Origin of the sequence: Arthrobacter sp. U41 (genome assembly GCF_001750145.1) — a bacterium.
GTDB lineage: Bacteria > Actinomycetota > Actinomycetes > Actinomycetales > Micrococcaceae > Arthrobacter.
Genome location: NZ_CP015732.1, coordinates 3,350,610 through 3,362,609, shown reverse-complemented (window position 1 = coordinate 3,362,609; position 12,000 = coordinate 3,350,610). Strand labels below are relative to the sequence as shown.

The 12,000-nt window shown below is 68.1% G+C and carries 11 protein-coding genes; 6 read left to right on the top strand and 5 right to left on the bottom strand.

The features are described from left to right. Window positions 1-41 precede the first annotated feature (41 nt). Together ASPU41_RS15330 and ASPU41_RS15325 are read right to left on the bottom strand one after the other, a co-directional pair. Entirely contained in the window at window positions 42-1,292 is a 1,251-nt protein-coding gene (locus tag ASPU41_RS15330; RefSeq protein WP_069951634.1) for an FAD-dependent oxidoreductase, read from the bottom strand. Beyond that, a complete protein-coding gene (locus tag ASPU41_RS15325) occupies window positions 1,285-2,631 on the bottom strand; it encodes an MFS transporter (RefSeq protein WP_069951633.1) in 1,347 nt (448 codons plus the stop codon). The genes ASPU41_RS15330 and ASPU41_RS15325 overlap by 8 nt, the downstream gene beginning before the upstream one ends. Before the next feature lie 48 nt (window positions 2,632-2,679). On the opposite strand from ASPU41_RS15325, the gene ASPU41_RS15320 reads away from it, so the two are divergent. The 4 genes from ASPU41_RS15320 to ASPU41_RS15305 all read left to right on the top strand — a co-directional run bounded on the left by ASPU41_RS15320 (window position 2,680) and on the right by ASPU41_RS15305 (window position 6,347). Then, window positions 2,680-3,513 (top strand): IclR family transcriptional regulator, encoded by an 834-nt coding sequence (locus ASPU41_RS15320; RefSeq protein ID WP_069951632.1) that lies wholly within the window; start codon window positions 2,680-2,682, stop codon window positions 3,511-3,513. Between the two features lie 118 nt (window positions 3,514-3,631). Continuing rightward, the gene (locus tag ASPU41_RS15315) at window positions 3,632-4,777 is read left to right on the top strand and encodes a cupin domain-containing protein (protein WP_069952740.1); all 1,146 of its coding nucleotides are present in this window, start codon (window positions 3,632-3,634) and stop codon (window positions 4,775-4,777) included. Then, complete coding sequence (locus tag ASPU41_RS15310; protein WP_069951631.1) at window positions 4,774-5,595, top strand: fumarylacetoacetate hydrolase family protein; 822 nt, start codon at window positions 4,774-4,776, stop codon at window positions 5,593-5,595. Before ASPU41_RS15315 ends, ASPU41_RS15310 begins: the two co-directional genes overlap by 4 nt. Continuing rightward, the gene (locus ASPU41_RS15305) at window positions 5,595-6,347 is read left to right on the top strand and encodes a maleylpyruvate isomerase family mycothiol-dependent enzyme (protein ID WP_069951630.1); all 753 of its coding nucleotides are present in this window, start codon (window positions 5,595-5,597) and stop codon (window positions 6,345-6,347) included. Before ASPU41_RS15310 ends, ASPU41_RS15305 begins: the two co-directional genes overlap by 1 nt. 79 nt (window positions 6,348-6,426) lie before the next feature. On the opposite strand, the gene ASPU41_RS15300 is transcribed toward ASPU41_RS15305, so the two are convergent. After that, complete coding sequence (locus ASPU41_RS15300; protein ID WP_069951629.1) at window positions 6,427-7,296, bottom strand: universal stress protein; 870 nt, start codon at window positions 7,294-7,296, stop codon at window positions 6,427-6,429. A 161-nt stretch (window positions 7,297-7,457) separates the two neighbouring features. Here ASPU41_RS15300 and ASPU41_RS15295 point away from each other — a divergent pair, with 161 nt between their 5' ends. After that, on the top strand, window positions 7,458-8,453 hold the full coding sequence (locus ASPU41_RS15295) for a hypothetical protein (RefSeq protein WP_069951628.1): 996 nt from the start codon (window positions 7,458-7,460) through the stop codon (window positions 8,451-8,453). After that, a complete protein-coding gene (locus ASPU41_RS15290) occupies window positions 8,446-9,111 on the top strand; it encodes a hypothetical protein (RefSeq protein WP_197515678.1) in 666 nt (221 codons plus the stop codon). Before ASPU41_RS15295 ends, ASPU41_RS15290 begins: the two co-directional genes overlap by 8 nt. Here the strand turns inward: ASPU41_RS15290 and ASPU41_RS15285 are convergent. Together ASPU41_RS15285 and ASPU41_RS15280 are read right to left on the bottom strand one after the other, a co-directional pair. Next, the gene (locus ASPU41_RS15285; RefSeq protein ID WP_069951627.1) at window positions 9,108-10,421 is read right to left on the bottom strand and encodes an erythromycin esterase family protein; all 1,314 of its coding nucleotides are present in this window, start codon (window positions 10,419-10,421) and stop codon (window positions 9,108-9,110) included. The genes ASPU41_RS15290 and ASPU41_RS15285 overlap by 4 nt on opposite strands. Next, window positions 10,418-11,800, bottom strand: coding sequence for an MBL fold metallo-hydrolase RNA specificity domain-containing protein (locus tag ASPU41_RS15280; protein WP_069951626.1), 1,383 nt, complete (start codon window positions 11,798-11,800; stop codon window positions 10,418-10,420). Before ASPU41_RS15280 ends, ASPU41_RS15285 begins: the two co-directional genes overlap by 4 nt. Window positions 11,801-12,000 lie beyond the last annotated feature (200 nt).

Below are 12,000 nucleotides of genomic sequence, written 5' to 3'. Positions count from 1 at the left end.
CGGTGCCCGGCGTTCAAAATGCCGGTGGGCGCGGGGGTTTGTCAGGCGGGAAGCTTCGCGTGTCCTGCCGAGCGCTCCGGTGAGGGGACGCCGTCGCCGCTCTGGCCGTACAGCCAGTCGTTGTACTGGAAGTCGTTGTCCTTCCGGCTCTTGAAGAGCAGGTTGCGCAGCGTCCGGGCCAGTCCGGAGACGTGCCACGATTCGCCCCAGACGCGCGCGGTGCGCTGGACCCGGGCGGTCCGGCCTGCGCGGAGGTCGTTGAACTCCCGGATGGCACCGTCCCAGGCTTCCGGGTGGATGCCGTCCGCGGTGAAGACGGTCCCGTTGCTGACGTCCTGGAGCACGGCGGCGTCCTCGAGGGCCTGGCAGGCGCCCTGGGCAAGGTACTGGAGCATCGGGTGCGCGGCGTCGCCCATCAACATCATCCGGCCGGCGACCCAGTTCTCGATCGGGTCGCGGTCGTACATCGGCCAGCGGATTCCGGTGGCCAGGTTCTTGAGCGCTTCCTGGACGGCCGGGACGCAGTCCTTGTAGGCAGCCTCGAGCTCGTCGACGCCGCCGTACTGCTCTTCGCCGCGTTCGAAGGAGGCGGACTTGAAGACGGCAACGGTATTCAGCAGCTCGCCCTTGCGCAGCGGGTACTGCACGAGGTGGCAGTCCGGGCCGAGGTAGACGATGACGTCCTCAAGGTCGGCCTTGGGGGTGTTTTCGGTGATTGGCACGGTGCCGCGGTAGGCGACGTAGGCCGAGGGGACCGGCTCGTCGTTGGTCACGAGCGGACGCAGGGTGGACCGGAGTCCGTCGGCGCCGATCACGACGTCGGCCTCGTAGTCCACACCGGCTGCGGTGTGGGCCACGCCGCGGCCGTTCACGGTTTCGACACTCTCGACCATGACGTCGTTGACGAGCTTGACGCCGGCCGCCTCGCAGCCTTCGAGGAGGACCCGGTGCAGGTCGCTGCGGTGGATCACGACATACGGCGCGCCGTAGCGTTGCTCGAATTCCCCGCCGAGCGTCTGGCGGGTGAGCTCCTCGCCGGTGACGGCGTCGCGGAAGACCAGGTGCTTCGGCTGGACACCGATCTCCAGCGCCTTTTCCAGCAGGCCCCAGCGGGCCAGGACGCGGGAGGCGTTGGGGGCCATCTGCAGCCCCGCACCGACCTCACCGAATTCCGGTGCCCGCTCCACGAGGGTGACGTTGGCGCCGTTTTCACGCAGCGCGAGGGCTCCGGCCAGTCCGGCCATTCCCCCTCCGATGACGAGGACATCAGTGGACGTGGCGTGCTCAGACATTAATTGCTCCTGTTGGTGATGGTGAGATTGCGAGTTTTGACTTGATTTTGATGCCGACGGCGGCCAGCAGGACCGCGGCGATGGCGGCTGCACCGGCGAAGGCGAGGAAATTGGAATTGACGCCCAGACCCGCGGCCAGCAGGAGGCCACCCACCTGGGGTGCGGCGACGGCGCCAATGCGGCCCGTCCCCAGTGCCCAGCCCAGTGCGGTCCCCCGGAGGTGTCCGGGATAGTGGCTCGCGACGGCGGCGATGATGAGGCACTGGGTGCCGTGGGTTCCGACGCCGGCGAGGACCAGCATGAGGTAGACGACGGTGACCGACGGTCCGGTCACGAGGACCACCAGCGCTCCGGCGGCGACGGCGGCGGCGGCGACGGCGGTCGGCACCGGCCCAAACCGCGTGCCGGCCCAGGCCGTAATGACCGAGCCTGCCACCGCGCCCAGGTTCAGGGCGAGGGCGAAGGTCAGGGCGGAACCCAGATTGTAGCCGGCCAGCTGCATGAGGTTAGGCAGCCAGGTGCCCAGCCCGTACCAGGCGAACAGGGTACCGATCGTCGCCAGGGCGAACAGCACGCTGACCCCCAGGTACGGGGCGCGGAGCAGGGAGGAAAAGCCGGAGGGCTCCCTGTTCAGGCTGCCCTTGACGCCGGCCTTGCGGGCGGCCTTCTCGGCTGCGCTGACCGGCGCCAGGGTCTCGGGGATGTATTTCAGTCCCAGCGGGACCACAATCACCAGGGCGAGCACGGCCACGAGGAACATCGACTGCCAGCCGAAAGCGGGGATCAGCTGGATGCCCACGAGGGCGGCGATGGATCCGCCGATCGGGACGCCGGACATCATCAGGGTGGCGACGGTGGACCGCCATTTGGTGGGGACCAGTTCAGCAACGAGGGCGTTGGCGGAAGGTACCAGGCCGCCGAGCCCGATGCCGGCGAGGAGCCGCAGGGCGCCAAAAACAGCGGCGTTGGGGGCGAAGGCGCAGAGGATGGTGAAGATCGAGAAGATGATGGCGCAGCCGAGGATGGTGCGGCGGCGCCCCCAGGAGTCGGCCATGCGGCCGGCGAAGATGGCTCCGATCATCATGCCAAGGAAGGCCATGGAACCGATGGTTCCGGCGGTTGCCTTCGTCAGGCCCCACCCGGTTTCGGTGATCAGGGAGGACTGGACGGTGCCGTAGACGATGAGGTCGTAACCATCGAAAACCACCAGGAGCCAGCAGACGAGGACGGCAGCTGCCGAACCTTTGGAGAACCGTGATGCGGGCCCGTCAGCAGTAGTGGGAGCGGGGCCCCCCGGCGAGGACCGTTGCGGCGTTGCAGCGGAAAGTGTGTGATTCATCCCACTAGCGTCGTCGCCATGGCAGATGAACCACAATACAATTCTGATGTGCAGAACGAACCAACCTACAAGCCAGGGTCCACCAAGCCGCGGAAGCCAGTGCAGAAACGCCCGAGCTACTCCGTTGAGGCCGTGGACAACGCCCTGCAGCTCCTCCAGCTGCTGCGCGACGGCGGGGCGCTGCGGCTCAAGGACGCTGCCGCCGAGCTGGGGGTTGCCCCGTCCACAGCCCACCGCCTGTTGGCAATGCTCGTCTACCGGGGATTCGCCGTCCAGGATGAAACCCGCCGCTATCTGCCGGGCCCGGCAATGGGTGTCGGGCCGGCCGGGCTGAGCTGGACCCGGCTGCTCCGCTCCCTTGCCCAGCCCCACATGGAGCTGCTCTCCGCGCAACTCAACGAAACAGTGAACCTTATGGTGCGGGTAGGCACAAAAGTCCGTTTCCTCGCCACGGTGGAAGGAAACAATGTGTTGCGGGTGGGTGACCGGCAGGGAACGGTCATGCCGGCCAACAAAACCTCGGGGGGCAAGGCCATGCTGGCCGAACTCGAGCCCCAGATGATTGCCCAGCTCTTCCGCAGCCACAACGCCGAAATCGGGGGCGACACCATCCCGGACGGTGAATACCCGGCGTTCCTGCGCGAGCTGGAGTCCGTCCGCAGCAACGGCTTCGCGGCCAACTTCGAAGGAACGGAGGACGGTGTGAGCGCCCTGGGGATCGCCCTGCACAACCGGCACGGGCACGTCGTCGGGGCGCTCAGCGTCGCCACCCCGGCGACCCGCTTCCGCAGGGTCTTCGACGCCGGGCTTGTCCCCCTGCTGCGGGACAGCTGCCGGCAGCTGGAGATCGACATCGCGGCCAATCCGGCCGAGCCGGACTAGCAGCCCGCAAGCTGGGGCCGCATAATTCTGACCAGCAGAATATGTTGGGGGTCACATGGGCGGATCCGTAGAGTTGGGCTACGCCAAAAAACTGTTCTGCCCTACCGAGGAGGCCCACGTGTCCATCAGCGCCGAGAACACGACTCATGAGTCAGTTGCCGCAGCGCACACTGCTCCGGAGCCGACGCCCGAAGAGGCTGCCCAGCTGAAAGAGCTGTACCGCGATTTTGACCGGGAGAACCTGATCCCGCTCTGGACCGAGATCGCGGACCTGATGCCGATGGTCCCGACCCCCAAGGCGGTGCCCCACGTCTGGCGGTGGAGCGACCTGTACCCGCTGGCCGCCCGCGCCGGGGACCTGGTCCCGGTGGGCCGGGGCGGGGAACGCCGCGCCATCGCCCTGGCCAACCCGGGCCTGGCCGGGACCCCGTACGCCACTCCGACGCTGTGGGCAGCGATCCAGTACCTCGGCGCCCGCGAGACCGCGCCGGAGCACCGCCACTCGCAGAACGCGTTCCGCTTCGTCGTCGAGGGCGAGGGCGTCTGGACGGTCGTGAACGGGGACCCGGTCCGGATGTCCCGCGGCGATTTCCTGCTGACTCCGGGCTGGAACTTCCACGGCCACCACAACGACACCGATGAGCCGATGGCCTGGATCGACGGCCTGGACATCCCGTTCGTGCACTACGCCGACGCCGGCTTCTTTGAGTTCGGCACCGAGCGCGTCACCGACGAGGCCACCCCGGACATCTCCCGCTCCGAGCGGCTCTGGGCCCACCCGGGGCTGCGCCCGCTCTCCGGCCTGGACGACACCACGAGCTCCCCGATCGCCGCCTACCGCTGGGAGTACACGGACCGGGCCCTGCGCGAGCAGCTGCTGCTCGAGGACGAGGGCCACCCGGCCACCGTGTCCCAGGGCCACGCCGCGGTCCGCTACACCAACCCCACCACCGGCGGGGACGTGATGCCGACCATCCGGGCCGAATTCCACCGCCTCCGCGCCGGCGCCTCCACCGGGACCGTCCATGAGGTCGGCTCCAGCGTCTGGCAGGTCTTCGAAGGGACCGGCTCCGTGGTCCTCAACGGCGAAACCCGGACCCTGGAGAAGGGCGACCTGTTCGTCGTCCCGTCCTGGGCAGCCTGGTCGCTGCAGGCGGAGACCGGCTCTCAAACTTCGTTTGATCTCTTCCGCTTCAGCGACGCCCCCATTTTCGAACGGCTGAACTTCAACCGCACCTACATCGAAGGACGCAACAACAAATGAGACTCCTCACCCTCCGCACAGAGGCCGGTACCAAGGCTGTCCGCCAGGACGGCGACACCCTGACCGAGATCGACGGCTTCGCCGACGTCGGAGAGCTGCTGCGCTCCCCGGACTGGGAAGCCACCGCAAAGGCCGCCAACGGCGCCAAGCACCCCCTCGAGGGCGCGGACCTCGACGCCGTTGTCCCCTCCCCGGGCAAGATCATCTGCGTGGGCCACAACTACCGCAACCACATCAAGGAAATGGGCCGGGAAGTCCCCGAGTTCCCGACCCTGTTCGCCAAGTACCAGGAATCCCTGATCGGCCCGAACGATGACCTGGCCCTCCCGCAGGAATCGTCCACGGTCGACTGGGAATCCGAGCTCGCCGTCGTGATCGGCAAGAAGGGCCGCCGGATTTCCGAAGCAGACGCCGCGGACCACATTGCCGGCTACGCCGTCCTGAACGACGTGTCCATGCGCGACTACCAGTTCCGCACCATCCAGTGGCTGCAGGGCAAGACCTGGGAGAAGTCCACCCCGTTCGGCCCCGCCCTGGTCACCAAGGACGAGTTCAGCGGCGGCCTGATGACCACCGCGGTCGACGGCGAAATCCAGCAGCAGACGCCCACCAACGACGTCGTCTTCACCCCGGAGTTCCTGGTCTCCTACATCTCCACCATCATCACGCTGAACCCCGGCGACGTCATCGCCACCGGCACCCCCGGCGGCGTCGGCCATGCCCAGGATCCGAAGCGCTACCTGCAGGAAGGCCAGCTCCTGGTCACCACCATCGAGGGCCTCGGAGAACTGAAGAACCGCGTCATCAAGGAAGCCTGATGGTTGCCCGCCACGACCAGACGACGGACCCGGAGCTGCTAGCGGCACTGCTGCAGGCGCGCCGGGGCACGGCGTTCTTCGCCCGCAAGCTCAACGAACTCTCCGACGCGGAGCTCGACGGAGATACGCTGCTGCCGGGCTGGACCCGCCGCCACATCACGGCACACATCGGCTACAACGCCCGGGCCATCGCCCGGCTCATCGAGTGGGCGGCCACCGGGGTGGAAACCCCGATGTACGCCTCCACCGACGTCCGTGACCACGAGATCAACTTCGGCGCCACGCTGAGCCCGATCGCACTGCGGCACCTCTTCGACCACTCCGCCGTGCACCTGAACGTCGAATGGCGGGACCTGCCCGAGGACGCCTGGCACCACAAAGTGCGGACCGTCCAAGGCCGCGAGGTCCCGGCAACCGAAACCGTCTGGATGCGCAGCCGCGAAGTCTGGATGCACGCCGTCGACCTCGACAATGGCGCCCGCTTCCAGGACATCCCGGTTCCCGTGCTGGACCGGCTGCTCAAGGACATCACCGGCGCCTGGAAGACCCGGGGCACCGACGCGGGTCTCGTGGTCAGGGTGACTGACCGCGACCTGACAGTCGGGGACACCGCGGCCGAGTCAGCAACGGTCGTCTCCGGCCCGCTGGCGGGCATTGTCGAATGGGCGGCCGGCCGCGGCAAGGACGGCGTGACCGCCGTCGACGCCGCAGCTTCGCCCGCGGCGGTTCCGACCGCACCGAAATGGATCTGAGCCGCAGCGCCAGATCCACCAATGACAAGGAGAGCCCCCTCAATCGAGGGGGCTTTCCTCATGTCTGCTGTTCCGGCGCTCAGTCCTCGTGCTTGACCTTGTGCAGCCGGGTGACGATGGTCGGGCAGGGCAGGTGCAGCAGGACGGCGTGGGCCGTGGAGCCGAGGACCATCCTGGAGAACCCGCCACGGCCGCGGCTGCCGATTACGAGGAGCCGGGCGTCCTTGGCGGCTTCGACCAGAGCCTTGGCAGGGTCGGTGTCGGTCTCCAGCCGCTTGTGGACGACGAGGTCCGGGTATTTGTCAGCCAGCCCGGCCACCGACTCAGCCAGGACAATCCGGTCCTCCTCGAGGATCGATTCCGCCAGCCCGCTTTTCGGCAACTGGTTTTCGATCCAGCGGGCCGGCCGGCGGAAGGCGAGCACCACGGTCAACTCGTCGCCGCCCCGGTCTGCTTCCGCAGCGGCAATATTAACGGCCTGCAGGGACTCTTCCGAGCCGTCCACACCGACCACGACGCCGCTGTTCCCGGACCCGCGCTTGACCGGAATCACGGCTGCGGCAATTTCCGCGGCGGAGACGACCTGCAGGGCCCGGTCCGTCATCGGACCGCCGTCCAACCAGTGCTTGTCATGCTCGCCGACAACCACCATGGATGCTTCCTTGGACACCTCCCGCAGAACCGAACCGATGCTGCCGTGACGGAGCTGGATATCCACCTTCACGCCGGGGGCCTGCTCGGCGGCGCTGGCCTGTGCCTTCTGGAGCAGTTCCATGGCCGACTGCCTGATGAGATCGTGGTACTCGAAATCCGGAGACATCCAGCGGTCGTCCACGGCGTGAATGACGGTTACCGGAAGCTTGTCCCGCGCCGCCCGTTCAGTCGCCCAGGCCAGTGCGGCCTCGCTTCCGTCTGATCCGTTGATACCGACGACAATTGGTTTATTCATTCTGAATCCTGCTCTTTTCCATGGCGCGGTCATTTCTGCATCGCATGAACCGGGCGGCAGCGCCACGAGTCCGCTGACTCTTCAGTGTGCGCGCCGGGGCTGGTACCGGTTAGGGCCTTAAGCCCCTCACTGCCCTGTGCCCCCGCGCGTAGCGTCGAGCCATGGAGCAGGACGCGTTGCTGCCCGCCATTGCATGGCTGGCGGCGTCCGAGGAACCTGCCGTGCGCCGCGCGGCGCAGCTGGAATTCCTCGGCATTCCCTGGTCCGAAGGCTCCGTTGCTAACGGGAGGATCGTCTCCTCGCTGCTGTCCGGCCAACAGGCCGACGGCAGCTTCGGTGTTCACCCGTACCGGAAATGGACCGGTGCGCACTGGCGGCTCGTCTCGCTCGTTGACCTCGGCGTGACGGCAGCGGACGCCCCGTCCCTGCCGGGAGCCGCCGATACGGTGCTCGAATGGCTGCACAGCGACCAGCACCGGAGCCAGATCCGCAGCATCGGCGGACTCACCCGCCGCTGCGCATCGCAGGAAGGCAACGCCCTGTACGTTTGCAGCCGGCTGGGGATGGCAGCAGATCCCCGGGTGTCCCAACTGGCCCGTGACTTGGTCCGCTGGCAGTGGCCCGACGGCGGCTGGAACTGCGACGTCGAGGCGAGCGGCCGCCGGTCCTCCTTCCATGAGACGCTGCCCGCGGCCAAGGGACTCCACGCGTACTGGATGGCCGGCGGCGATCCCGCGGCCCGGGCCGCCGCGGAACGGGCGGCAGAGCTCCTGCTGGCACACCGGCTCTTCAAATCCTCCTCGACGGGGCGTCCGATCGACCCTCGCTGGCTCAAGCTCCGGTATCCGGAGTTCTGGCACTACGGCATCCTTCCGGCCCTGCTGCTCCTGTCCCGGATGGGGCTGACCGCAGATCCCCGGGCCGGTGAAGCCGCCGGGCTGCTGCGGGGCAAGATGCTGCCGGACGGACGCTGGCCGGTCGAGGGTGCCTGGTGGTACCCGCCGGGGGCCAAGAGCCAGAGCGACGTGACGGACTGGGGCAGGACCGGGCCGAACGAATTCGTGACTCTCAGCGCGGTGCGGATCCTCGCCGCCGGTCCAGGGCTGCCGGCTGCCGGAACCACCCCGCCTGCCGGCGTCGCGCGGTCCCGTGCCTGAACAGCAGGCGCCCGGAATCCACCGCACCGGCTTCCTGCTGCGCTGGTGGCTGTTGGTGACGCTGGCGGAAAGTATCGGATTCCTTGCTCCGGCCGCCGTCGGGGTGGCCGTGGCGCTGCCCCATCCCGAGCTGTCGCTGGTGTCACTGGGCGCCGCGGGAGTGGTGGAGGGCGCTGTCCTGGGTTTCGCGCAGGCACGGGTGCTGAAACGCCGCCTGCCGGGCCTCTCGGTTCCGGGCTGGACGGTCCGGACGGCCGTGGCGGCGCCCGTCGCCTGGCTGATCGGGATGTCCGCCGGACAGTACGCCGAGGTGTGGCTTGCGTGGCCGGCCGCCGTCCAGTTCCTGGCCGGCGTAGCCGCCGCGCTGCTCCTGCTCTGTTCGCTGGGCCTCGCACAATGGCCGGAACTGCGGCGGCACATCCCCCGCAGCGGCTGGTGGATCCCCGGCAGCGCCGCCGCCTGGTGCGGCGGACTTGCGGTCTTTTTCGCAGTGGCACCGCCGCTCTGGGAAGCCGGCCAGCCCCCGGCGGTGGCGCTCGGCATCGGGACGGGCGCCGGGATCCTCATGGCTGCCACCGCCGCCCTGATCAGCGGCCTGGTGATGGCCCGCCTGCTGCACGTGCGGCCGGCCGGCGTCCCTGCGGGGACAGCGGACTAGAAGCCGGTCGGTTCGGTCTCGAATTCCGGCTCCCGGGGCGGTCCTTCATGATGGACCGGGCGCAGCGCTGCCGTGTGCTCGAACCAGATCAGCGCGTCGTAGCGCTCGCCCATCCGGGTCGGGACGTAGTTGCCGAGCTCGCGCTCCGGGTGGTAGACGACACCGATCGCCCGGTGGCCAAGCCAGGTGGATAGCCACGGACCGGACCTGTCCTCGCCGAACTCCAGCACCGACGGCACCCCCAGGGCCTCGTGCAGGAAGTCCTCGTGGCTTCCCGGGCGCGCCGGCGGAACCGGCAGGATCCGCTCCGGGTTCCCCCAGGCGTCCGCGGCGATCACCTCGCCGCGGTGGGAGGCGAGACCCACCAGCATCACACCGTCCGCGGCATGCCTTTCGCGCAGGAGCTGGCCCACGTTGACGAGTCCGTCCTGGGCCATGTCGGTCGCCCGGGCGTCCCCCACATGGGTGTTGTGCTCCCAGATGAGGCCTTTGGATCCGGGGCCCAGGTGCTTGCTGAGCCGGTCGATGGTGTCGGCCATGTGGTGGTCCCGGATGTTCCAGGACTGGCGGTCGCCACGGACCATGATGCGGTAGTAGTGCTCGGCGTTCGCTGCCACCTCGGCGTTCTGCACCGCGTCGAAGGCGCCCTCGCCGTGGTCTCCCGGGCTGGACACCCGGTTCCTGACCTCGGTGAGGAGTGCAATGACGTCAGCCTCGCAGGACTGCGGGACCAGCCGCGTGCTCCAGGCGTACTTGTGCGGGTCCTCGTGGTGCGGCAGGAAGCACTGCCAGGCGCGCATGGCGGCCGGGACGGCGTCTGGAACGTTGTCCTCGAGCCAGCCGATGATCTCCCGGAGCGAATCCCACAGCGAGTACACGTCCAGCCCATAGAAACCGACCCGCTGGCTGATCGGCCGGCTGAGATTCCAGCCGCGGAGCCAGTCCAGGAACGCGGCAATTTCCTCGTTCGCCCACATCCACGTGGGCCAGCGTTCAAAACCGCCGAGCAGCGCGTGGACGCCCTGGTCCTGCCCGGCTTCGCCCCGCACCCAGCGGTTGATCCGCCAGCAATCGGGCCAGTCGCCCTCCACCCCGATCCAGTTGTAGCCTTCCTCTTCGATCAGGCGCCTGCTGAGGGTGTCCCGCCAGGTGTAGAACTCGTGGGTGCCGTGGGAGGCTTCGCCGATCGCGACGAAGCGGCAGTCCGCCGCGCGGCGGACCAGCCCGTTGAGGTCCCGGTCAGTCTTCAGCGGCCGGGCCAGTGAGTGGATTTCGGCCAGGACGGAGGATTTGGCGACACCGGAAGTCATCGGGGCTCCTCAATAGAGATCTGTTCAAGATGTTCGGGAACCCGCGCGCGCCAGCCGAGCTCACGCTTGATCCTGATGCGCAGGGCATCCGACGCGTCGGGTTCGCCGTGCGTGATGTAGGTCATCCGGGGTTCCCGTTGCGCGGTTCTCATCCAGGCGATGATTCCGTCGGCGTCCGCATGCGCCGACAGGCTTTCCATCTGGATCACCTCGGCCCGGACCTTGACGTCTTCGCCGTAGATCCGGAGCTCGCGATCGCCGGCCGCCAGGGTGGCGCCCCGGGTGCCGCCGGCCTGGTAGCCGCTGAGTATCACGGCGTTCTTCGGATCCGGCCCGTAGGCGGCCAGGTGGTGCAGGATCCTTCCGCCGGTGAGCATTCCGCTGGCGGAGATGATGATCATCGGACCGCCGCGGAGATTCAGCAGCTTGGATTCGTCAACGGATCGGGTGAGTTTTGCCACTTTGTACATGTTCAGGTACTCCTGCTCCTTGAGCCGGTGTTCCTCGGGGTGCCGCTGGTACATGTCGGATGCATCTATGGCCATCGGGCTGTTGAGGTACACCGGGATGTCCGGGATCAGGTTCTTGCTGCGCAGGCGGGACAGGTACAGCATCAGGGTTTCGGCCCGGCCGACGGCGAACGCGGCGAAGAGCACGACGCCGCCGCGCTTCGCGACCCGGTTGACGATATCCGCCAGTTGCTTTTCGGGATCCACGGTGGAGTGGATCCGGTTCCCGTAGGTCGATTCCGTGACCAGGATGTCGGACGCCACCAGCGGACGGGGCGGGTACATCAGCGGATCGTCCGTCCGGCCCAGGTCCCCGGTGAAGTGCACCGAACGGGAGCCGATCCGCACATGGACCTGGGCGGCGCCCAGGATGTGGCCGGCGGGCAGGAACGTCATTTCCATCCCCCCGCCAAGGTCCAGGGGATCGTCGAAACCGTGGATTTTGAAGCTGTTGAGGGACTTGACCGCCTCCGCCGCGGTGTAGAGCGGCAGCGCCGGACTGTGACTGGATGATCGCCGGTGGGTGGCGTAGCGGGCCTCCTCCTCCTGCAGGTAGCCGCTGTCGGGCAGGATCAGCTTGCACAGGTCCGTGGTGCCGTCGGTGGCGATGACCGGACCGGTGAAGCCGTCCCGCACCAGGGCGGGAACGTAGCCGGTGTGGTCCAGGTGCGCGTGGGTCAGGACCACGGCGTCGATCGAGGACGGCCGCACCGGGAAAGGCACGCGGTTGCGTTCACGGCTGCGTTTGTAGCCCTGGAACAGCCCGCAGTCGACCAGCACCCGTTTGCCGCCGGCCTCGAGCAAATACCTGGAGCCGGTGACGGTGTCGGTTGCTCCGAGGAAACGGAGGGTGGGCTGCTGGTGCTTCATGGTGCTCCCGTTCCCGCATGGCATGACCTGCATCGACGCGAAGGGGCAGGGCTGACCCGGTGAGGCGATGTATCCCCAGCTTCCGCCCGCGCCGCACCCGCCCCTAGGGCCAAAGGTCACAACGCTCCGCGTCCGCGCGGGCCGGTCCCCCGGCACCGGTAGGATTTTCCCGGCAGGCTTTTTGGCCCGCGGACACCCGA